General features: G+C 33.2%; 21 protein-coding genes. 16 read left to right on the top strand and 5 right to left on the bottom strand.

Features of this window, described 5'->3' with window-relative positions:
• The first annotated feature begins 144 nt into the window (after window positions 1-144).
• From pdhA to MHB47_RS08810, 11 genes are all read left to right on the top strand, one after another.
• Complete coding sequence (gene pdhA, locus MHB47_RS08860; protein WP_021338652.1) at window positions 145-1,257, top strand: pyruvate dehydrogenase (acetyl-transferring) E1 component subunit alpha; 1,113 nt, start codon at window positions 145-147, stop codon at window positions 1,255-1,257.
• 3 nt (window positions 1,258-1,260) lie between these two features.
• Complete coding sequence (locus tag MHB47_RS08855; protein WP_002508003.1) at window positions 1,261-2,238, top strand: alpha-ketoacid dehydrogenase subunit beta; 978 nt, start codon at window positions 1,261-1,263, stop codon at window positions 2,236-2,238.
• Window positions 2,239-2,386: 148 nt separating this feature from the next.
• Entirely contained in the window at window positions 2,387-3,682 is a 1,296-nt protein-coding gene (locus MHB47_RS08850) for a dihydrolipoamide acetyltransferase family protein (protein ID WP_002508002.1), read from the top strand.
• A gap of 3 nt (window positions 3,683-3,685) precedes the next feature.
• Window positions 3,686-5,092 (top strand): dihydrolipoyl dehydrogenase, encoded by a 1,407-nt coding sequence (lpdA, locus tag MHB47_RS08845; protein WP_002508001.1) that lies wholly within the window; start codon window positions 3,686-3,688, stop codon window positions 5,090-5,092.
• 156 nt (window positions 5,093-5,248) lie between these two features.
• Window positions 5,249-5,527 carry a UPF0223 family protein gene (locus MHB47_RS08840; protein ID WP_021338654.1) on the top strand — a complete coding sequence of 93 codons (279 nt, stop codon included), beginning with the start codon at window positions 5,249-5,251 and terminating at the stop codon, window positions 5,525-5,527.
• A gap of 192 nt (window positions 5,528-5,719) precedes the next feature.
• Complete coding sequence (locus MHB47_RS08835) at window positions 5,720-6,820, top strand: ABC transporter ATP-binding protein (protein WP_340756221.1); 1,101 nt, start codon at window positions 5,720-5,722, stop codon at window positions 6,818-6,820.
• The gene (locus MHB47_RS08830; RefSeq protein WP_340756219.1) at window positions 6,807-7,610 is read left to right on the top strand and encodes an ABC transporter permease; all 804 of its coding nucleotides are present in this window, start codon (window positions 6,807-6,809) and stop codon (window positions 7,608-7,610) included. Before MHB47_RS08835 ends, MHB47_RS08830 begins: the two co-directional genes overlap by 14 nt.
• A 5-nt stretch (window positions 7,611-7,615) precedes the next feature.
• On the top strand, window positions 7,616-8,425 hold the full coding sequence (locus MHB47_RS08825) for an ABC transporter permease (RefSeq protein ID WP_340756217.1): 810 nt from the start codon (window positions 7,616-7,618) through the stop codon (window positions 8,423-8,425).
• A complete protein-coding gene (locus MHB47_RS08820) occupies window positions 8,425-9,498 on the top strand; it encodes an ABC transporter substrate-binding protein (protein WP_340756215.1) in 1,074 nt (357 codons plus the stop codon). The genes MHB47_RS08825 and MHB47_RS08820 overlap by 1 nt, the downstream gene beginning before the upstream one ends.
• A gap of 73 nt (window positions 9,499-9,571) precedes the next feature.
• Window positions 9,572-10,801: a lipoteichoic acid stability factor AuxB gene (gene auxB / locus MHB47_RS08815; protein ID WP_340756213.1), complete on the top strand. Its 1,230-nt coding sequence runs from the start codon at window positions 9,572-9,574 to the stop codon at window positions 10,799-10,801.
• 193 nt (window positions 10,802-10,994) lie between these two features.
• Window positions 10,995-11,510, top strand: a complete 516-nt coding sequence (locus MHB47_RS08810) for a DUF4064 domain-containing protein (RefSeq protein ID WP_021338660.1) — start codon at window positions 10,995-10,997, stop codon at window positions 11,508-11,510.
• A gap of 101 nt (window positions 11,511-11,611) precedes the next feature.
• Here MHB47_RS08810 and MHB47_RS08805 read toward each other — a convergent pair whose 3' ends face one another.
• Entirely contained in the window at window positions 11,612-12,223 is a 612-nt protein-coding gene (locus MHB47_RS08805; RefSeq protein ID WP_021338661.1) for a YktB family protein, read from the bottom strand.
• A gap of 263 nt (window positions 12,224-12,486) precedes the next feature.
• On the opposite strand from MHB47_RS08805, the gene MHB47_RS08800 reads away from it, so the two are divergent.
• Window positions 12,487-13,305 carry an inositol monophosphatase family protein gene (locus tag MHB47_RS08800; protein ID WP_021338662.1) on the top strand — a complete coding sequence of 273 codons (819 nt, stop codon included), beginning with the start codon at window positions 12,487-12,489 and terminating at the stop codon, window positions 13,303-13,305.
• Window positions 13,306-13,407: 102 nt separating this feature from the next.
• Here MHB47_RS08800 and MHB47_RS08795 read toward each other — a convergent pair whose 3' ends face one another.
• Window positions 13,408-13,599, bottom strand: a complete 192-nt coding sequence (locus MHB47_RS08795) for a DUF5325 family protein (RefSeq protein ID WP_002507991.1) — start codon at window positions 13,597-13,599, stop codon at window positions 13,408-13,410.
• A gap of 98 nt (window positions 13,600-13,697) precedes the next feature.
• Between MHB47_RS08795 and typA the strand changes: the two genes are divergently transcribed.
• Window positions 13,698-15,545: a translational GTPase TypA gene (gene typA, locus MHB47_RS08790; protein WP_340756211.1), complete on the top strand. Its 1,848-nt coding sequence runs from the start codon at window positions 13,698-13,700 to the stop codon at window positions 15,543-15,545.
• A gap of 270 nt (window positions 15,546-15,815) precedes the next feature.
• On the opposite strand, the gene MHB47_RS08785 is transcribed toward typA, so the two are convergent.
• Together MHB47_RS08785 and MHB47_RS08780 are read right to left on the bottom strand one after the other, a co-directional pair.
• Window positions 15,816-15,989, bottom strand: coding sequence for a DUF2197 domain-containing protein (locus MHB47_RS08785; protein ID WP_002507989.1), 174 nt, complete (start codon window positions 15,987-15,989; stop codon window positions 15,816-15,818).
• Between the two features lie 2 nt (window positions 15,990-15,991).
• Complete coding sequence (locus MHB47_RS08780; protein ID WP_002512269.1) at window positions 15,992-16,474, bottom strand: hypothetical protein; 483 nt, start codon at window positions 16,472-16,474, stop codon at window positions 15,992-15,994.
• A 338-nt stretch (window positions 16,475-16,812) separates the two neighbouring features.
• Here MHB47_RS08780 and MHB47_RS08775 point away from each other — a divergent pair, with 338 nt between their 5' ends.
• The 3 genes from MHB47_RS08775 (at window position 16,813) to MHB47_RS08765 (ending at window position 22,552) form a co-directional block, all read left to right on the top strand.
• Window positions 16,813-17,070, top strand: coding sequence for a YlaN family protein (locus tag MHB47_RS08775; protein ID WP_031265880.1), 258 nt, complete (start codon window positions 16,813-16,815; stop codon window positions 17,068-17,070).
• A 387-nt stretch (window positions 17,071-17,457) separates the two neighbouring features.
• Window positions 17,458-18,693, top strand: coding sequence for a cell division peptidoglycan polymerase FtsW (gene ftsW, locus MHB47_RS08770; protein WP_340756209.1), 1,236 nt, complete (start codon window positions 17,458-17,460; stop codon window positions 18,691-18,693).
• Between the two features lie 403 nt (window positions 18,694-19,096).
• On the top strand, window positions 19,097-22,552 hold the full coding sequence (locus MHB47_RS08765; RefSeq protein WP_021338665.1) for a pyruvate carboxylase: 3,456 nt from the start codon (window positions 19,097-19,099) through the stop codon (window positions 22,550-22,552).
• A gap of 430 nt (window positions 22,553-22,982) precedes the next feature.
• Here the strand turns inward: MHB47_RS08765 and MHB47_RS08760 are convergent, their stop codons facing one another.
• Entirely contained in the window at window positions 22,983-23,891 is a 909-nt protein-coding gene (locus MHB47_RS08760) for a COX15/CtaA family protein (protein WP_107515200.1), read from the bottom strand.
• Window positions 23,892-24,130 lie beyond the last annotated feature (239 nt).

Raw genomic sequence — 24,130 nt, 5'->3', positions numbered from 1 at the left:
AAAAACAGTGGTACAGATTAAAAACTGTACTTGTCGTAAGTATTACAGAACTTTTTCAAATTATTTAACAGTGTAACAGTTTTGTGGTACAATATTGAAGGATAAAATAAGTTTCTATTATACGGGAAAGGTATGGTGAATTGAATGGCTCCGAAATTGAAAGCCCAATTCGATGCAGAGAAAGTATTGAAAGATACTGAATCTCAATTTGAAATGATCCAAATCTTGGATGAAGATGGTAACATCGTTAATGAAGATCTAGTACCAGATTTATCGGACGAGCAATTAGTTGAATTAATGGAGAGAATGGTTTGGACACGTATTCTTGATCAACGTTCTATTTCATTAAACAGACAAGGGAGATTAGGTTTCTACGCTCCGACAGCAGGACAAGAAGCTTCACAATTAGCTTCACAATATGCTTTAGAACAAGAAGATTTTATATTACCAGGTTACCGTGATGTTCCACAATTAATCTGGCAAGGTTTACCTTTAACTGAAGCCTTCTTATTCTCAAGAGGTCACTTTAAAGGAAACCAAATGCCTGAAGGCGTTAACGCATTAAGCCCACAAATTATTATCGGTGCTCAGTATGTTCAAACTGCTGGTGTAGCGCTTGGTATTAAAAAACGTGGTAAAAGTGCTGTAGCAATTACTTATACTGGTGATGGTGGTTCGTCACAAGGTGATTTCTATGAAGGTATTAACTTTGCTTCTGCATATAAAGCACCTGCAATTTTCGTTATACAAAACAACAACTATGCGATTTCAACACCACGTAGTAAGCAAACTGCTGCTATTACATTAGCTCAAAAAGCTATTGCAGTTGGTATCCCAGGTATTCAAGTTGATGGTATGGATGCTTTAGCAGTATACCAAGCAACTAAAGAAGCGCGTGATCGTGCTGTTAATGGTGAAGGTCCAACTTTAATTGAAACAATCACTTATCGTTATGGTCCACATACTATGGCTGGAGATGACCCAACGAAATACAGAACATCTGATGAAGATTCTGAGTGGGAGAAAAAGGATCCATTAGTTCGTTTCAGAAAATATCTTGAAAATAAAGGTCTATGGACTGGCGATAAAGAAAATGAAGTTATCGACCGTGCAAAAGCTGAAATTAAAGTTGCTATTAAAGAAGCAGACAATACTGAAAAACAAAAAGTTACTGACTTGATGGAAAATATGTATGAAGAAATGCCTCAAAATTTAGCAGAGCAATATGAAATCTATAAAGAGAAGGAGTCGAAGTAACCGATGGCACAAATGACAATGGTTCAAGCGATTAACAACGCGCTTAAAACCGAATTACAAAACGATGAGAATGTTTTACTTTTCGGTGAAGACGTCGGTGTTAACGGTGGTGTTTTCCGTGTAACTGAAGGTTTACAAAAAGAATTCGGTGAAGACCGTGTATTTGATACACCTTTAGCAGAATCTGGTATTGGTGGTTTAGCTTTAGGTTTATCTACTCAAGGATACCGTCCAGTAATGGAAGTACAATTCTTTGGATTTGTATTTGAAGTATTCGACTCTATAGCAGGACAAATTGCACGTACTCGTTTCCGTTCTGGTAACTCTAAACAATCACCTGTTACTATTCGTGCACCATTTGGTGGCGGCGTTCATACACCAGAATTACATGCTGACAACTTAGAAGGTCTTTTAGCTCAATCACCAGGTTTACACGTTGTAATCCCGTCTAACCCATATGATGCTAAAGGATTATTAATCTCAGCAATCAGAAGTAATGACCCGGTTGTATATTTAGAACATATGAAATTATACCGCTCTTTCCGTGATGAAGTACCTGAAGAAGAGTACACAATTGAAATTGGTAAAGCAAGCGTGAAACAAGAAGGTAATGACATTACACTTATTGCATATGGTGCAATGGTACAAGAGTCATTAAAAGCAGCAGAAGAGTTAGAAAAAGATGGTTATTCAGTAGAAGTTATTGACTTACGTACTGTTCAACCAATCGATATCGAAACACTTGTTGCTTCAGTAGAAAAAACAGGACGTGCTGTAGTAGTACAAGAAGCGCAACGTCAAGCGGGTGTTGGAGCAACAGTTGTTTCTGAATTAGCAGAACGCTCTATCCTTTCATTAGAAGCACCAATCGCTCGTGTTGCAGCGGCAGATACAGTTTATCCGTTTACACAAGCTGAAAATGTTTGGTTACCAAACAAAAATGACATCATTGAAAAAGCGAAAGAAACTTTAGAATTTTAATATATATTTAATGAAGTAGGATGATATCAGTTTAATTGATGCACCTACTTCATCCAAATTTATATTTATAGCATGAGATAGTGACTTAATTGTCCATCGCTCAATTTCTAATTTTTGACTTAATATGAATTTTTAGGAGGATAATAACGTGGCATTTGAATTTAAATTACCCGACATTGGTGAAGGTATCCACGAAGGTGAAATTGTAAAATGGTTTATTAAATCTGGAGATACAATTGAAGAGGACGATATTTTAGCTGAGGTACAAAACGATAAATCAGTTGTTGAAATCCCATCACCTGTTTCAGGTACTATTGAAGAAGTACTAGTAGATGAAGGTACTGTTGCAGTTGTTGGTGACACAATCGTAAAAATCGATTCACCAGATGCAGAAGATATGCAATTCAAAGGTAGTGAAAGTGACGATTCAGCAAGTGAAGAAACAGAAGCACCTGCAGAAGAAAGCACTAAAGAAGAAGCACCTGCACAAGCATCTAAAGACGAAGAAGTAGATGAAAGTAAACGCGTTAAAGCGATGCCTTCAGTTCGTAAATATGCTCGCGATAATGGTGTTAACATTAAAGCTGTTTCAGGTTCAGGTAAAAATGGCCGTACAACTAAAGAAGATGTGGACGCATACTTAAATGGTGGCGGAGAAGCAGCTTCAAATGAAAGCGCAGCTACAGCAACTGAAGAAACTTCAAGTGCAGCACAATCAGCACCAGTTTCTACAGAAGGTGAATTCCCAGAATCAACTGAGAAAATACCTGCAATGCGTAAAGCAATTGCTAAAGCAATGGTTAATTCAAAACAAACTGCACCTCACGTAACATTAATGGATGAAATTGATGTTCAAGAATTATGGGATCACCGTAAAAAATTCAAAGAAGTTGCAGCTGAACAAGGTACTAAATTAACTTTCTTACCTTATGTTGTTAAAGCACTTGTTTCTGCACTTAAAAAATATCCTGCGCTTAACACTTCATTTAACGAAGATGCTGGCGAAATCGTACACAAACATTATTGGAACATTGGTATTGCTGCTGACACTGACAGAGGACTATTAGTGCCTGTTGTTAAACATGCAGACCGTAAATCAATGTTTAGCATCTCAGACGAAATTAACGAACTTGCTGTTAAAGCACGTGACGGAAAATTAGCGGCAGATGAAATGAAACATGCTACATGTACAATTAGTAATATCGGTTCAGCTGGTGGACAATGGTTCACTCCAGTAATCAACCACCCAGAAGTAGCTATCTTAGGTATTGGCCGTATTGCACAAAAACCAATTGTTAAAGATGGTGAAATAGTAGCTGCGCCAGTATTATCATTATCATTAAGCTTTGACCACAGACAAATTGATGGTGCTACTGGACAAAATGCTATGAATCATATCAAACGTTTATTGAATAATCCAGAATTATTATTAATGGAGGGGTAAAATATGGTAGTTGGAGATTTCCCAATTGAAACAGACACTATTGTAATCGGAGCAGGACCAGGAGGCTATGTTGCAGCAATTCGTGCAGCACAGCTAGGTCAAAAAGTAACAATCGTTGAAAAAGGAACATTAGGTGGCGTATGTCTTAACGTTGGTTGTATTCCTTCTAAAGCATTGTTACACGCTTCACACCGTTATGATGAAACTAAGAACTCAGAAAATTTAGGTGTTATTGCTGAAAGTGTTTCACTTAATTTTAATAAAGTTCAAGAATTCAAACAATCAGTAGTTGAAAAATTAACTGGTGGCGTTGAAGGATTGTTAAAAGGTAATAAAGTAGAAATCGTTAAAGGCGAAGCTTACTTTGTTGATAACAATAGCTTACGTGTTATGGATGAGAAAAGTGCTCAAACATATAACTTTAAAAACGCGATCATTGCAACTGGTTCAAGACCAATTGAAATCCCTAACTTTGAGTTTGGAAATCGTGTAATTGACTCATCTGGCGCTCTAAATTTACAAGAAGTTCCTGGTAAATTAGTAGTTGTTGGTGGCGGTTATATTGGTTCTGAACTTGGAACTGCTTTTGCAAACTTTGGTTCTGAAGTTACTATTTTAGAAGGCGCTAAAGATATCTTAGGCGGTTTTGAAAAACAAATGACTCAGCCTGTTAAAAAAGGTATGAAAGAAAAAGGCGTTGATATTGTAACTGAAGCTATGGCTAAATCTGCTGAAGAAACTGAAAACGGTGTTAAAGTAACTTATGAAGTAAAAGGCGAAGAACAAACAATTGATGCTGATTACGTATTAGTTACTGTAGGTCGTCGTCCTAACACTGACGAATTAGGCTTAGAAGAATTAGGTCTTAAATTTGCAGAACGTGGATTAATCGAGGTAGACAAACAAAGCCGTACTTCAATTGAAAACATTTTTGCAATCGGTGATATTGTTCCTGGTTTACCACTTGCGCATAAAGCAAGCTATGAAGCTAAAGTTGCAGCTGAAGTAATCTCTGGTGAAGCATCAGAAGTAGATTACATCGGTATGCCTGCTGTATGTTTCACTGAGCCAGAACTTGCTCAAGTAGGTTATACAGAAGCTCAAGCTAAAGAAGAAGGATTAAAAATTACTGCTTCTAAATTCCCTTATGCAGCTAATGGCCGTGCGTTATCATTAGATGACACTACTGGCTTTGTTAAACTTATTACGCTTAAAGAAGATAATACTTTAGTAGGTGCTCAAGTAGTTGGTACTGGCGCATCTGATATTATTTCTGAACTAGGTTTAGCAATCGAAGCTGGTATGAATGCTGAAGATTTAGCATTAACTGTACATGCTCACCCAACATTAGGTGAAATGTCTATGGAAGCAGCTGAAAAAGCTATAGGTTTACCAGTACACACAATGTAATTTCATTGTTGTAACAGATATAACGATAGCCTTGTGGGGGCGGGAATATGAAATCAAATTTTGATTTCTGTCCCGCTCCTTTTTCATTTTAAAATGTAATATCTAAAATAAACTTTAACTATAAATATTCAATGGAAAAGTAGGAGGCATGCTTATATGGAGTATCAATATCCAATAGATCTTGATTGGTCAAATGACGAAATGATGCAAGTTGTGTCATTTTTCAATGCTGTGGAATCTTTTTATGAATCTGAGGTAGAAGGAAAATTATTAATTGATCGCTACAAACAATTTAAAACAATCGTTCCTGGGAAAGCAGAAGAAAAACAGATTTTTAAAGAATTCGAAAAAAGTAGTGGATATAATAGTTACCAAGCTGTTAAAACAGTTCAAACTGACAACAGTCAAACGTTTTTTAGCGCAACGAAAAAATAACTATTGTCATGTAAGCTATATTCTGATATTTTTATTAAGCATTAAACAAAATGTTTGATAAAAGTAAACAGGATATAGCTTTTTTTGCGAAATTTTATTATAGTGCACGTCATAAAAATACATAATCCTACACCAAATGAAACTCAAGTTATGATTGTTACAACCACGTCATATTTATAGGAGGAAGCACAAATGAATCCGTTATTATCTTTTAACGCAGTAAGTAAAGCTTATGATGATATACCAGTATTAAATAAAATCAATATAGATATTGAGTCAGGTCATTTCTATACATTACTTGGGCCTTCTGGTTGTGGTAAAACAACAATTTTAAAACTTATCGCAGGATTTGAACAAGCCGATGAAGGGGATATTATATATCGAAATCAGACAATTAATCATATACCATCAAACAGACGCAAAGTGAATACAGTATTTCAAGACTATGCTTTATTTCCTCATTTAAATGTCTATGAAAATATTGCTTTTGGATTAAAACTAAAGAAAATGAACAAAAGCGACATAAATAAAAAAGTGCAAGAAGCATTAAAACTTGTAAAACTCACTGGTTATGAAGATAGAACAATTGAAGGTATGAGTGGGGGACAAAAACAGCGTATTGCAATTGCACGTGCGATTGTGAATGAACCAGAAATATTATTATTAGATGAATCTTTATCAGCACTAGATTTAAAATTAAGAACCCAAATGCAATATGAATTAAGAGAAATACAGTCTAGATTAGGTATAACATTTATTTTTGTTACACATGATCAGGAAGAAGCTTTAGCGCTGAGTGATTATATATTTGTAATGAAAAATGGTGAAATTCAACAATTTGGCACACCTACTGATATATATGACGAACCAGTAAATCGCTTTGTTGCAGATTTTATTGGAGAATCAAATATTATTGTGGGTACTATGATTGAGGATTATGTGGTGAATATCTATGGTCAAGATTTAGAATGTGTAGATATGGGTATTTCACCACAAGAGCAAGTAGAAGTAGTGATTAGGCCAGAAGATATATCCTTGGTACAACCAGAGCAAGGTTTATTCGAAGTGACAGTTGTTTCTATGCTTTTCAGAGGCGTACATTATGAAATCAATTGTACTGATAGTAAAGGTTATAAATGGTTAGTTCATTCTACTAAAAAAGCAGAAGTTAATAGTAAAGTGGGTTTATACTTTGAACCAGAAACAATTCATATTATGGTGCCAGGTGAAAGTGAAGCTGAATTTGATAAGCGTATTCAAAGTTACGAGGAAATAAATCATGCGCAAGATTAATACATATCTATTTATACCCTATATACTGTGGATGGTTTTATTTATCATTGTTCCAGTAATCCTTCTTGTTTATTTCTCATTCATTGATATACAAGGACATTTTGGATTGGAAAATTATAAAAAGTTGATTTCACTAAAATATTTCAAAATGATTTGGGACTCGGTATGTTTTGCGGCAGCGATTACGTGTATGACGCTACTTATAAGCTATCCAGCTGCGTATTTTATAAGTTCATCTAAATATCAAAATGTATGGTTACTTATACTGATTGTACCAACTTGGATTAATTTACTACTGAAGACCTATGCATTTATAGGCATATTCAGTCATGATGGTATTATCAATCAAATATTGAATGTTTTATCTTTGCCTGAAATGGAATTGTTATTTACTGTTCCTGCGTTTTTAATAGTAGCAAGTTATATTTACATTCCATTTATGATTTTACCTATTTTCAATAGTATGAAGGATATTCCTGATAATATTTTGCAAGCTTCAAGTGATTTAGGTGCGAGCAAGCTAACAACATTTAGAAAAATTATTATACCACTCACGAAGCAAGGCGTATTGACAGGAATTCAAGTCACATTTATACCAGCATTATCGCTTTTTATGATTACAAGACTAATTGCAGGAAATAAAGTGATTAATATTGGGACGGCGATAGAAGAACAATTTCTAGTGATACAAAACTACGGAATGGGTTCTACGATTGCGTTGTTTTTAATTGTATTTATGGCGCTAGTCTTAATTATTACAAATACTAAAGCTACGAATGGGAAAAGGTGAATCATATGAAATGGTATGGAAAAATATATATCGGCATATTAATCGCTGTTTTATATGCTCCAATTTTATTTTTAATGCTTTATTCATTTAATGCTGCTGGTAATATGGTTCATTTTGATGGGTTTACTTTAGAACATTATCAATCATTATTTAGTAATGACCGATTAATGTCTGTTATTTTTAATACGATAGGTGTAGCATTGTTAGCCCCTGCATTTGCTACTGTGATAGGAACACTAGGTGCGATTGGTTTATATCATTTAAAAAATAAAAAAATAAAGGTTTCATTACTTACATTAAATAATGTTTTATTAGTGTCTTCTGATGTTGTTATAGGCGCTTCATTTTTGATTATGTTTACAGCAATCGGACATTTTACTGGTATGGGTCTCGGATTGATAACGGTACTTATTTCACACGTTGCTTTTTGTATTCCTATTGTGGTAATCATTGTGTTACCTAAACTGTATGAAATGAATAACCATACGTTAAATGCGGCACGTGATTTAGGTGCAACGGAGTTTCAAGTTTTGAATAAGGTCATGTTACCTCAGTTAATGCCAGCAATTATAGGTGGCTTTTTTATGGCATTGACCTATTCATTAGATGATTTCACTGTCAGTTTCTTTGTTACCGGTAATGGATTTAGTGTGCTTTCTGTGGAAGTTTATGCAATGGCAAGAAAAGGTATTAGCATGGAAATAAATGCGATATCTACACTTTTATTTGTCGGGATTATGTTCGGTATACTTGGTTATTATTTAATTAAAAATGTGCTTAAGCATAAAAAACAAGTGAAACGGGGTATATTATAATGAAACGTTTTTTACAGTTAATTATAATTTCTATCATCGTTGGTTTGATATGTTTATTTATCAGTCAAAAATTCACTTCAAAACACCATTCTAGCACTGGTGAAAAAATTTATGTTTATAATTGGGGAGAATATATTGATCCTAGTTTGTTAAAACAATTCCAAAAAGAAACAGGAATTGAAGTCGTCTACGAAACTTTTGATTCAAACGAAGCGATGGAGGCCAAAATAAAAAATGGTGGTACTCATTATGATGTTGCTTTTCCGAGTGACTATACAGTGCAAAAATTAAAAAGACAACAATTGTTATTACCTCTAAATCATGAGAAACTGCCTAATATGAAAAATCTTGATTCAGATTATCTCGATATGCCATTTGATGAAGATAATACATATTCAATACCTTATTTTTTTGGTACTGTGGGTATTCTTTACAATAAAAATGTATATCCAAATGATAACTTTGAATCGTGGGATCAGCTTTATAAAGTGAAATATAAAAATGATATATTATTAGTAGATGGTGCGAGAGAAATTATAGGTGTAGCTTTAAATAAATTAGGTTATAGTTTAAATGAGACACATTCATCGTATTTAGCAGAAGCTGAGAGAAATTTAACACATTTAGGTCCTAATGTAAAAGGCGTAGTAGGTGATGAAATTTCAATGATGTTAGAACAGCATGAAGCAAATGTTGCAGTAGTATGGAGCGGTGTAGCAGCTCCAATTGTACAACAAAATGAAGAATTTGATTATGTAGTTCCTAAAGAAGGTTCAAATCTGTGGTTTGATAATATGGTTATACCTAAGACAACACAAAATAAAGCAGGTGCCTATAAGTTTATGAACTTTTTATTAGATGCAGAGCATAGTAAACAAAATACAGAATGGGTGGGCTACGCGACGCCTAATAAATCAGCAAGAGCACAATTGCCTGCAAGTATAAAAAATGATGAGCGGTTTTATCCTACAAAGGAAGAACAAGCTAATTTAGAAGTTTATAAAGATTTAGGGAAAGAGACATTAAGTGAATATAATGAAAGATTTTTAAATTTTAAAATGTCACTAAAATAAGTCATAGTTAGTAGTTATTTTATCGTTAATTCGATATAATAGTTTGACAAGCAATATAAGGAGTTGTAAAGACATGTCAGGAGAGCAATATACTCAAGTTAGACGCCCGGTGAGTCGACTAGCAGAAAAAGTATTAGGTTGGTTGAGTTGGATATTCTTATTATTACTAACCATTATTACGATGTTTATTGCACTAGTATCATTTAGTAGTGAAGCATCAATACAAAATTTGGAGACTTCATTGAATGGCAATGATTTTATTCAACAAATATTAGCGAATAATGGATTAAATACAATCCAATTTGTAATATGGCTACAAAATGGCGTGTGGGCGATTATAGTATATTTCATCGTTTGTTTGCTTTTATCATTTTTAGCCTTAATTTCAATGAATATAAGAATTTTATCAGGATTCTTATTTTTAGTCGCAACGATAGTGACGTTACCATTAGTGTTGCTATTTGTACCGCTAATTATCCCAATTCTATTTTTAATCGTGGCAATCATGATGTTTGCACGAAAAGAAAAGGTAGAAACGGTGCCTGCATATTATGCAGAAGGATACCAAGAACGTTATTCAGATTATGAGCAACAATCAGAACCGAACTCACCTCAATACATTGAAAAGCAACAAACTTCTGACGTAGAACAACAACAAAGTAATGATAATCAATTAAGAAGAGGCGGTTATAGCTCTGAAGTTGCAGAAAAAGTAAACTCTGAAAATAATGCATCTGATGAAGAACCACAAGTACTTTCTAGACAAGCAAAATATAATTATAAGCAAAGAAAACACAATAATGTTAAAGATGACAGTCAAAGTACTGAAGATGAATTCGGTCAAGTTAGCAATGTATATAATGAAGATGGTGAAGCAGTTGCCAACGAAGACCAAAATAGCAAAGATGCAGTAACGAATGAGCAAGAAGAACAACAAGATAATGAAACAGAATTAGAAAATCAACGTATGGCGGAAGAAGAAGCACGCCGTAAACAAGAAGCGTACGAAGCGCAACAAAGAAAACAAGCTGAGCAAGAAGAACAACAACGCCGTAAACAAGAAGAAGCAGAAGAAGCTGCAAGATTGAAACAAGAAAAAGCAGAAGAAAAAGCACGTATTAAACAAGAGAAAAAAGAACGCAGAAAACGTGAAAAGGAAAAACGTAAACAACAACCAAGTGCAGCTAATCAGCGTAGAAAGAATTTCGAAGAACGTAAGAAAATCACTTCGCAAGATGCCGAAGAATCACAAGAGGTAAAGTCTAAAGAACAAAATGATTCTGAAACAAAAGACAAATCATAATAAAAGTTGTGTTATTTTTATAACAACTCCATTTGTTATTCGATTAATAAACTCGATTGCTCACATGATGTGCGGCAATCGGGTTTTTATTTATATTGCTCTAACAAAATATCATTTAGTGATAGGTCGTGGTTATTTTTAATTATTCATAAATTTGCTATGATATAATTAATGAATTTATAGGAGGAAGAGTATGAGTAGGAAAACAGAACGTATTCTAGCTTGGATAGCAAATAGTCTTAGTTTAATTTTCTTAATATTTTCGATAATTGTATATGCGTTCATCAACGTGCCAGAATTTAAAGAAGTGTTTAATGAAATGAATCAACAACAAGGTGTAGAAATGTCGCCAGAAGCATTTAAAGCTTCTATCATATTCCAAGGTGTCTTTACACTTATTTCAACGATTTTAGCTTTTATTGCAGTATTTACGATTAAAGGCAATCGTATATTAGCAGGATGTTTATTTATCGTTTCTGCTATTATTGGTATGTTTGGTGGCAACTTTATTGCGATGATTTTATGGTTTATTGTTGGTATTATGCTATTTGTTAAAAAAGACGACAATAATCAAGCTAATCACATTAATCAGATGCCAAATTATAACATTTATAATAACGAAAAAGAAAAACAAAAGCCCCAGCAGCAAGACATGGATCCTGAGGCAGAAATGAAACGAAAAAAAGATGATGACCCGTATATTTACTAAATGTATCTGACAATCATTTATAAAGATAAATTGGTAAAAATAGAAAAGCACGTTACTTAAATTCATTTTAAGTAACGTGCTTTTTAGATATTTCAGATGAATTATTTATAGAATTTGAGTAATTGTTCGAAGGTTTCTTCGAGGAAGTTCAAAAAGACTTTATCGCTTTGTAATTGTTCAGCATTTGGTGACAATGTACGAGCTACAAAGAACTCACCTTTTTTAACTTCTTTAACACGGTTGAGCGCTTTTGTTAGGTCTTCATCTGACATTTCATGAATGTAAAATTTTTCTTGGCTCATATGATCAGGACTAATGCTATAGTCATTTGGTAAATTTTTAAGTGTTTCAAATTGGTCCTCGAAAGCTTTTATTTGTTGTGCTTTGTCTTTTGTTTCATGCATGATACCATACATGACAAATAATTGATTTTCAAACAGACCTATTTGAAAATGAGGTTGCATTTTATAACCGCGTTTATTTGTAGCGAATGCGACCCATGTATCTTTTGGTGGGTTAACTTTTCGACGCGCATGTTTAGCTACGTGTGGATAAAATTTTTCACCGGTTACTGTTTCTAAATATTGTGCAAAATAATCACCTAATTCATTAAGCTGTGGTCGGATACGTTCATTTAACGCTTCCATTCTTGCATCAAGACCATCAACTGTGAATGCTTTGAAATCTTTAGGTTTAAATATGTATTTAGTCATTGGGGCCTCCTGTAAACATTATTTACGTTTGTATTGTAGCATAATATAATTGGATTAACATTGTCTTTGCCCATTTTGCACAGCTTAAAACATAACTTTATGGTGCGCGTGTAGAAAAGACTAAATAGGGTATACATGTAAGAAATCATAAAATATACAAAATATATTTTTATACATATTATTATTAGAAATTAGAAAAGTTAAGTATTAACTTTTTAAGTATTAATTACTGTATAATGAGAAGTCCATAAGGAGCTGATACAATGACTGTTTACGAGTTTGCTAAAGGTCTCATATTAGAGGCAGGGAACAATGTAAAAAAAATAATGAAAGAAGATATAGAGATAGAAACAAAATCAAATCCTAATGATTTAGTGACTAATGTAGATAAAGCTACAGAAAACTATATTTTTGAAAATATTTTAAAAACATATCCTAACCACCATGTCATTGGTGAAGAGGGGCATGGTCATGACCTTAACAACGTGACGGGTGTTGTGTGGGTCGTTGATCCAATTGATGGTACATTGAATTTTGTTCATCAAAAAGAAAATTTTGCAATTTCTATCGGTATTTATAATGATGGGCAGCCATATGCAGGATTTGTATATGATGTGATGAACGATGCACTATATCACGCTAAGGTTGGAGAAGGAGCATTCGAGAATGAAAATCGACTTCCTGAAATAAAATCGACAACTTTAAGTACAAGTATTATTGGCATTAATCCTAATTGGCTAACCAAGCCTCGTTTAGGAGAATTATTTAAACCTATAGTAGAAGAATCCAGGAGTGCCAGAGCTTATGGATCAGCTGCTTTAGAAATTATTCATGTCGCAACCGGAAAATTAGCTGGATATATTACACCTCGATTACAACCCTGGGATTTTGCTGGTGGTCACATCATCTTAAATGAAGTAGGTGGAAAAGGTACAGATTTAATGGGAGACGCATTATCAATTTATGAACCTAGTTCTATTGTAATGGCGAATAAACAATTACACGCTGAACTCATTGAACAACATTTTCAAAAAAATAATGAAATCATTGGATTATTGCAACAACGTTTAAAAAATAAATAATAAAAGATCATTTTAGAAGAAAAAACAGCCTATGAAAAGCGCCTCAATCCTATTTTTTAGAATTGAGACGCTTTTATAGATTGTATATAAAATTTGACTCGATTATAGCCAATCGTTTTCGCGATATTTCTTTTTTAAAGTGAAACCGTAACCAAATGTTGCAATGAATAATATAAGTGTTAAAATCATCAATGGAACATTTGTTGCAGCTAAACTAAAGCTAAATAAAAGCAAGAATACTACAGCTACTACAGCAAGTACCCAGAATATTGCTTTCGATTTTTTTTGTTGCATACTACCACACCTTTATAGTTTTCTTTAACCAATTATATGATATAATAAAAAAGTTGCAAAGAAAAGTGGGAATTTACTCGAGAAAGGAATTTGTATAAATGACTAATAGAAGAGAAGACGTTCGTAATATAGCTATCATCGCTCACGTTGACCATGGTAAAACAACACTAGTAGATGAGTTATTAAAACAATCAGGAATATTCCGTGAAAATGAACAAGTAGACGAAAGAGCAATGGATTCTAATGATATTGAAAGAGAACGTGGTATCACAATCCTTGCTAAAAATACAGCAGTTAACTATAAAGACAATCGAATTAATATTTTAGATACACCAGGACATGCTGACTTCGGTGGCGAAGTTGAGCGTATCATGAAAATGGTTGATGGTGTTGTACTTGTAGTAGATGCTTATGAAGGAACGATGCCACAAACACGTTTCGTATTGAAAAAAGCATTAGAGCAAAACTTAAAACCAGTTGTAGTTGTAAATAAAATTGATAAACCAGAAGCACGTGCTGAAGGTGTAGTAGATGAAGTATTAGACCTATTTATCGAGTTAGAAGCTTCTGACGAACAATTAGATTTCCCAGTCGTTTACGCATCAGCTGTAAATGGTACTGCAAGTTTAGATGCAGAAAAACAAGATGAAAACATGCAATCTTTATACGAAACAATTATCGATTATGTACCAGCACCAGTTGATAATAGAGAAGAGCCGCTACAATTCCAAATTGCACTATTAGACTATAGTGACTATTTAGGACGTATTGGTGTAGGACGTGTGTTCCGAGGAACAATGCGTGTAGGAGATAGTGTATCTTTAATTAAATTAGATGGTACTGTTAAAAACTTCCGTGTAACAAAAATCTTTGGTTTCTTCGGATTAAAACGTGAAGAAGTTAACGAAGCATATGCTGGTGATTTAATTGCCGTATCGGGCATGGAAGATATTAATGTTGGTGAAACAGTAACGCCAAGTGATCACCAAGATGCGTTACCTGTATTAAGAATTGATGAACCAACACTTGAAATGACATTTAGAGTTAACAATTCACCATTTGCAGGTCGTGAAGGCGATTATGTAACATCTCGTCAAATTCAAGAACGTCTTGATCAACAATTAGAAACAGACGTTTCATTAAAAGTTACACCAACTGAGTCACCAGATAAATGGATTGTTGCAGGTCGTGGAGAATTACATTTATCAATCTTAATAGAAAACATGAGACGTGAAGGCTTTGAATTACAAGTGTCTAAACCTCAAGTTATTTTAAAAGAGATTGATGGTGTGAAATGTGAACCGTTTGAACGTGTACAATGTGAAGTACCACAAGAATATACAGGTCCTGTAATCGAGTCATTAGGCCAACGTAAAGGTGAAATGCTTGATATGGTTACAACAGATAATGGCTTAACTCGTATTATCTTTATGGTTCCTGCTCGTGGTTTAATTGGTTATACTACAGAATTTATGTCTCAAACTCGTGGTTACGGTATCATTAACCATACATTTGATGAATTTAGACCACGTGTTAAAGGTCGTATCGGTGGCAGAAGAAATGGTGCACTTGTATCTCTTGATCAAGGTAAAGCTAGTGCTTATGCAATTATGGGCTTAGAAGACCGTGGTACAAACTTCATGGAACCTGGTACTGAAGTATATGAAGGTATGGTTGTTGGTGAACATAACCGTGATAATGACTTAACAGTTAATGTTACGAAAGAAAAGAACCAAACAAACGTACGTTCTGCTAATAAAGACCAAACTGTAAGTATGAAACGCCCAAGAATTTTAACATTAGAAGAAGCATTACAATTTATCAATGACGATGAACTTGTAGAAGTTACACCAGAAAATATTCGTATTAGAAAAACAGTTCTAGAAAAATCAGCGCGTGAAAAAGAATCTAAACGTATCAAACAATTGATGCAAGAAGATGAGTAATTAAAAAAGATTTGATATGAGAACCAAACTAGTTAATATTATCTAGTTTGGTTCTTTTCTTTTAAAATTGTCATTTAAAATAATGTGGTTAATAAAATTAAAAGTATATTGCTATTAATATTATATGTACTTGATGATTTATAACATATAAAAATAGCTAAGCATTTAACAATTTGAGCTGCATTTTAGTTACGGCTCATAATTATTGAACAATTAGCTATTATAATTATAAAGTTTGTTTATTAAATTATTGTGTAATAAAATTTTGTGTTAGAGATGATTGTAAGTTGTTACTTGATTGCGCTGTTTAGGTGTATCAAGTCTACTTTTACACTCATCACACATAAATGTGTGCATCGGATCATTTCTAAGTCTTTTCGCTTCTAATGTATTTTGATCGATAAATACTTCTGTATCACAAATAATACATTGAACTTTTTTCATACTTAGATCACCTCAATATGAGTAACGTATGCAAATTGGTAAGAATAACCTTCATTTGGAATGTAAACAAAGCTATCTACACTATAGTCATCATATAATCTTTTACCATCTTTAGCGAATTGGAAAAAGAGGTAAGGTAATAAATCAATCGGAACCTCAATGGCATCATTCTCATTATATAAACGGATGATCTTTGCAGAATCATGTGGTTCAGCATTCTTGAAAAAAGGTGTCATATTGATAACAAATGATTGTTCCAATACTGCACGTCTTTTATATTTAATTTCAGAATTTAATGTTGGTGGATTAGTTTGACCTTCCAAAATTGCACGATTCCATTCACGGTTATCGTCAAAATTGATTGGTTTTGTACCGTCGAATACACCTTTTTCTAAATCTTCAATTTGTACTTTTCTATCATCAAAAATCCAAGTTGTACTATCTAATGATATTGGAAATTTAACTGCGCCCTTAATTTGAATCATAGTCCCACTCCTATTTGTATATCTTATCTATCTTTATAACAAAAATATGTAAAAATGAACTTTTTGTGAATGTTTCTCACTTGTTAGTGAATACTTCTATACTCATTGTACATTAAAAACTGCGTTGAAATAAAACGTTTTCACAACGGATGTCAGTAGTCTGACGATTCTGTAAAAAATATATTTGAGATAAAGATTTCTTTAATATCAATATTATCACAAATAACACGGTTTAGTATATTAAGGAATTCACTTGCTTTTTATGAATCAGTAAGATACACTTCTACATATAAAGTTACAATTGATAGGGGGAGTATGTCTTGGTAAAAAATCAAAAAATGAACAATGCGGCATATGACCAGTTGAATAAAGATGCTGATAGGATTCTCCAACTTATAAAAGTACAAATGGATAATCTGACGTTACCTCAATGCCCGTTATATGAAGAAGTACTCGATACACAAATGTTTGGATTGCAAAAAGAAGTAGATTTTGCTGTTCAACTTGGTTTAGTCGATATAGAAGTGGGCAAAGATTTAATGCTACGATTAGAAAAAGAACTTTCTAAATTGCATGACGCATTTACTAATGTTTAATATGGTTAAATAAATAGATTTTTTGGCTGGAAAGATTTTAACCAGCTTTGAAAATACACACAACTTGAATAAGTAGTATCTTCAAAACTACATAACATATTTCAGAGTGGCTGGGACATCAATATATTGTTGATTGCATCGCAGCCATTTTCTTTTGCTCAAAATAGACAAATGACGAAATTAATGGTTAAAATAATGGTATTTAGTGTTATATTTGTTCGAAATATCATAGTGATGTTTGATATAATGTTAAAAGTGTAATTTATTTTTTATGAAATAGACCCAATATCTTAAGACGATTTACAACAATAAATATCGTTTTAATGTTACGAATTTGAGCTAGTAATGATAAATGATATTAATAATTAGAATTGGATGATATGTCAAATGAATAACATAAAACAATTTTTTCGATATATTGGTAGAAATGCCAAATATATTGATTATCCGTTAGTAATTACATATATTTTATTATGTCTTATAGGCTTAGTAATGGTATATAGTGCAAGTATGGTTGCAGCTACAAAAGGTTCATTGACAGGTGGCGTTCCAGTGACTGGGACTTACTTTTATACAAGACAATTAATGTATGTAATCATGAGTTTAATTCTTGTCTTTTTCATGGCCTTCTTTATGAATGTCAAATTCCTTGAATCCATCAGATTTCAGAAATGGATGATGATGATAATGGTTGCTTTACTTGTAGCCACTTTACTTGTAGGAAGTAATATTAATGGTTCGAAAAGTTGGCTCAATTTAGGGTTTATGAATCTACAAGCTTCGGAACTATTGAAAATTGCAATAATTGTATATATACCTTATATGATAGAAAAGAAACGACCAAAAGTTTTTAAAAATCCTAAACTATTAACATCACCAATTATTTTGGCTTCATTTTGTATAGCACTTGTGCTTTTACAAAGAGATGTAGGTCAAACATTATTAATCTTAATAATCTTCTTTTCAATCATATTTTATGCAGGCATTGGTGTTCAAAAATCACTTAAATATGGTTTGATGATTTTATTCGGTGTAGTTATTATAGGTGGGTTGTTCCTACTGTTAGGATTAGTTCCAGATTACTTGACTGCGCGTTTTAGTACATTAACTAATCCATTTAGTAATGAAGAAGGTACTGGGTATCATATTTCTAACTCCTTGATTGCAATCGGAAATGGCGGATTGTTTGGACGAGGGTTAGGTAATAGTATTATGAAATTAGGATACTTACCAGAGCCACATACTGATTTTATATTTTCGATTATTGCTGAAGAGTTAGGCTTGGTAGGCTGCGTCGTGGTTATAGGCTTACTATTCTTTATAGTTTACAGAGCATTTGAACTTGCAAATAAAACCAATTCTTACTTTTACAAGTTGGTCTGTGTAGGTATTGCAAGCTATATCGGTAGTCAAACGTTTGTTAACTTAGGTGGCATTTCAGGTACAATACCATTAACAGGTGTACCATTACCATTCATAAGCTTTGGTGGTTCTTCAATGATAAGTTTAAGTATCGCCATGGGTCTATTGCTAATTACAGCGAAACAAATTAAAATCGAAGAATTAAGAAAGAAAAAAGCAAATAAAATTAACAATAATGTAGGAATTTCTAGAAGATCATAAGTTACTTAATTATGGTAGTTATGATATAAATATGTAATTTGTAAAAGCAAACGTTACAACAGTAAAATGTTGAAAACGTTTGCTTATTTTTATAATCAGACATCTTAATTTTGAAAAACTTAGTGTTTTTAAAGTTAATGATAATAAAAAGTTATCAATTTTAATAACTTTTTATTATACTTAAGCTATGATATAATTCCATAGAAATGCGAGTATACTACAGTGTTTAGAGACTATCACATATAGATAAAATTTTATCAATCAGTGATCATAATTCAACAGTTTAAGAAGTGTTTCTAGAATAAACGAATAAACTTTTATTTGTATACATTGTTCGCATTTTGCTATAATGGTTTCTATATCAAACTTTTTAGAAAATTCAAATTTTAAGGGGGACCATGTTGTGAAAAAAATAAATAAACTTATGGTAGCCAATCGTGGAGAAATAGCAATAAGGATTTTTAGAGCAGCAACTGAGTTAAATGTACAAACAGTTGCGATTTATTCAAATGAAGATAAAGGGTCTTTACATAGATATAAAGCGGATGAATCATACTTAGTAGGCGAAGATTTAGGTCCTGCAGAATCATATTTAGATATTGAACGCATTTTAGAAGTGGCGAAACGTGCCGATGTAGATGCAATTCATCCTGGTTATGGTTTTTTAAGTGAAAATGAAACATTTGCACGTAGATGTCAGGAAGAAGGCATCAAATTTATTGGGCCACGTGTAGAGCATTTAGATATGTTTGGGGACAAAGTTAAAGCAAGATCAACAGCAATTAAAGCAGATTTAAGAGTTATCCCAGGTACTGATGGACCAATTGATAATCAAGAAGATGCTATAGCTTTTGCAAATGAAGCGGGCTATCCACTTATGATTAAAGCTACAAGCGGTGGCGGTGGTAAAGGCATGCGTATCGTCTATGCAGAAGATGAATTAGAGGACGCATTCCACCGTGCTAAGTCTGAAGCTGAAAAATCATTTGGTAATAGTGAAGTATATATTGAAAAATATATCGATAATCCAAAACATATAGAAGTTCAAATTATCGGTGATGAACATGGGAATATCGTTCACTTATATGAACGTGATTGCTCAGTGCAACGACGTCATCAAAAGGTAGTAGAAGTAGCACCTTCTGTTGCTTTGTCTGATGATTTAAGAGAACGTATTTCTGATGCTGCAATCCAACTCATGGAAAATATAAAATACGTTAACGCTGGTACTGTAGAATTTTTAGTATCAGGAGATGATTTCTATTTCATAGAAGTGAACCCACGTGTACAAGTTGAACATACAATTACTGAAATGATAACAGGCGTGGATATTGTAAAAACACAAATACTTGTAGCAGACGGTGAAGTATTATTTGATGATGAAATAAATATGCCAAAACAAGAAGATATTCGAACGTTAGGGTACGCTATACAATGTCGTATTACTACTGAAGATCCTACAAATGATTTCATGCCTGATTCGGGTAGAATCATAGCTTATCGTTCAAGTGGTGGCTTTGGTGTTAGATTAGATGCTGGTGATGGTTTCCAAGGTGCAGAAATTTCACCTTATTATGATTCATTACTTGTGAAACTATCTACTCATGCGATGTCATTTAAACAAGCAAATGAAAAAATGGATCGTTCGTTACAAGAAATGAGAATACGTGGTGTTAAAACCAATGTGCCATTCTTGATTAATGTGATGAGACATGAACAATTTAAAACCGGCGATTATACAACAAAATTCATCGAGAAAACGCCAGAGCTTTTTGATATAGCACCAACACTTGATCGTGGTACAAAAACACTAGAATATATAGGTAATGTTTCAATTAACGGTTTCCCGAATGTTGAAAAACGACCAAAACCAATTTATGAAGCATCTCCAATTCCAAAGATTGCTAAAAAAGAGGTTGAACAATTAGAAGGTACTAAGCAACTTTTAGACGCACAAGGCCCTAAAGCAGTTGCAGATTGGTTAAAACAACAAGAAGATGTATTAATAACAGACACAACATTTAGAGACGCACATCAATCATTACTTGCTACTCGTGTACGTACGAAAGATATGATGAACATCGCTTCTAAAACTGCAGATGTAATGAAAGATAGTTTTTCATTAGAAATGTGGGGTGGTGCAACATTTGATGTCGCATTTAACTTCTTAAAAGAAAACCCGTGGGAAAGATTAGAAAGATTAAGAAAAGCTGTTCCAAATGTACTATTCCAAATGTTACTACGTGCTTCTAATGCAGTCGGTTATAAAAATTACCCTGACAACGTAATTAAAAAGTTTGTCAAAGAGAGTGCAGATGCTGGAATTGATGTATTCCGTATATTTGATTCATTAAACTGGGTAGATCAAATGAAAGTAGCAAACGAAGCAGTACAAGAAGCAGGTAAAATTTCAGAAGGCGCAATTTGTTATACAGGTGATATTTTGAATCCGAATCGTTCTGACCTGTACACAATAGAATATTATGTAAATATGGCGAAAGAACTTGAAAGAGAAGGCTTCCATATTTTAGCGATTAAAGATATGGCGGGCTTATTGAAACCTAAAGCTGCGAATGAGTTAATTGGAGAATTAAAAGCTGCAGTAGATTTACCTATCCATCTGCATACGCATGATACAAGTGGTAATGGCATACTTGTATACAAACAAGCGATAGATGCTGGTGTAGATGTCATTGATACTGCTGTAGCGTCAATGAGTGGCCTAACAAGTCAACCAAGTTCTAATTCGTTATACTATGCATTAAACGGTTTTGGTAGAAATGTACGTGCGGATATTGATGGTATGGAAGAATTATCTCATTATTGGGGTACAGTGCGTCAGTATTACAGTGATTTTGAAAGTGATATTAAATCACCTAATACTGAAATTTACCAACACGAAATGCCAGGTGGACAATATTCAAACTTAAGTCAACAAGCTAAAAGTTTAGGTCTAGGCAATAGATTTAATGAAGTGAAAGAAATGTACAAACGTGTTAATTTCTTATTTGGCGATATTGTAAAAGTAACACCTTCTTCTAAAGTGGTAGGTGATATGGCTTTATACATGGTGCAAAATGATTTAGATGAGCAAACTATCATTGATGATGGCTATAAATTAGACTTCCCGGAATCTGTTGTATCATTCTTTAAAGGGGAAATTGGCCAACCAGTAAGTGGATTTAATAAACAATTGCAAAAAGTCATCCTAAAAGGTCAAACAGCTTTAACAGATAGACCAGGTGAATATTTAGAACCTGTAGATTTTGAAGCTGTAAGAAAAGAATTAGAAGAGAAACAAGAAAGAGAAGTTACAGAACAAGATATAATCAGTTATGTGTTATATCCTAAAGTTTATGAACAGTTTATCTCAACGCGAGAACAATTTGGTAATGTATCATTATTAGATACGCCAACATTCTTTTTCGGTATGAGATCTAACGAGACTGTAGAAATCGAAATTGATACAGGTAAGAGACTCATTATTACACTTAAGACAATTACAGAACCTGATGAAAAAGGTATTCGCACAATTTTCTATGATATGAATGGTCAAGCACGTCGTATCTTCATTCAAGATGAAAACGTCAAGGCAAGTGAAAGTGTGAAACCTAAAGCAGATAAATTAAATCCAAATCATATCGGCGCTCAAATGCCAGGTTCAGTTACTGAAGTCAAAATTTCAGAAGGTGAATCTGTTACGAGTGGTCAAGCTTTATTAATTACAGAAGCAATGAAAATGGAAACTACAATCCAATCACCATTTGATGGTGTGGTTAAGAAGGTTACAGTTCAAAGTGGAGAAGCAATCCAAACAGGTGACTTATTAATTGAAATTGAGAAAGAGCCAGTAGATTAAATTTTTTATTCTACAATCAAACAGCCGTCAGATTTCTTAAATGGGAATTTGACGGCTGTTTTATATGTCAAAAACTTTAATAGAAATGGGTAGTTCTAAAAGTCGACAAAGTCTCTGAATTTTTTGTGTTGTACACTTTCCGCGGGACACTCTCAGTCTGTAGTCTTCAACTAGTGCTTCCTCAACAAGTCAGGAGTCCGCTCAAAGCATTGTCATTTTTAAATAATCAATAATTAATTAGTTGAATTATTATAAATGCAACAAATAACAATGAATATATAACCCACTTAATGAAAAATATCTTTAGTATATATTGATTTTAATGCTGAAAAGTAGCTTTAATGAATATTATCAATAAAAAAACCAAATGCTTTTTTAGCATTTGGTTTATCTACGTACTTATACTGTTTATGAACCAATAAAATCTAAGTTATCCGCCACTTCGAATTGTTCGAAGCATTAGTACTATAAAGTAAGCTATTAAGCCAAACAATATAGTGATAAATAGCGCATGTAACAAAGCAATGAATAGATTAACATTTGTCATCATAGATAAAGCACCTGTAATAACTTGTAAAACTACTAAGACAAAGGCAGATGTATAACCAAAACGTATTGTACGATTATGGCTATAATTTTTTACTGCATGGATAAATGTTAGTAATATCCAAATGAAAGCAATTAAAGCCATACCTCTATGCGTAAAGTTTACCCAGTCTTGTACATTATGCGGTATGATATCGTCAAATGGCAGTGGCCATTTACCATATGCTAAGCTGGCTTCTTTGTGTCTTACTAGTGCTCCCGTGTATATAGTTAAATATACAACAATTGCCATAATCCATGTATAAATTCTTAATGGTTTTCTGATAAATAGTTCATCAGCTTCATATTTTTGATCAATTTCAAAAATAATTAAAGTTAAGACAAACACTGATGAAAATGAAATCAATGAAATACCAAAGTGTAAAGCTAACGTATAAGAATTTTGTTGCCACATTACTGCTGCTGCACCAACAAGCGCTTGGATGACTAAGAATCCAACACTTATAATACTTAACGGTTTTACTTCTTTAATATAACCAATATGTTTCCAAGCAACTATCGCTAACCATAAGACAACAAGCATGGATATGCCTGAAACTGCACGGTGACTTAATTCAATCAACGTTTGAATTGGTAAATTTTGAGGTAAAAATGCACCATGACATAATGGCCAGTCAGAGCCACATCCATCTGCTGAACCAGTCTTGGTAACTAAGGCACCACCCAATTGAACAAAAGCCATAATGAGTGTTGCTAAAACAGATAACCATTTTAGGTTTTTTTTGCTAAACAAGAATTAACCCCCCACTTATATGTAAAATTCTTGAGACATTAAATTACATTCAGATGTACCATTATTTGTTGTAATTATTGTAATTATTAATCTCGAAAAAACATACTTATAAAATTTAAATAAATCTTAACTAACATTATAACAAGAAATATAGATTAAATTGTGTCACAAAAATGACTATTTGTGAAAGTCGCTAAAGTGTCACAAATAACTTTACATAAATGTAGTCAATAACACAA

Origin of the sequence: Staphylococcus sp. FSL K6-3157, from assembly GCF_038005145.1 — a bacterium.
In the GTDB taxonomy this organism is placed as follows: Bacteria; Bacillota; Bacilli; order Staphylococcales; family Staphylococcaceae; genus Staphylococcus; species Staphylococcus equorum.
Note: the sequence above shows the minus strand (reverse complement) of the source record. Positions and strands in the feature narration are given on the sequence as shown.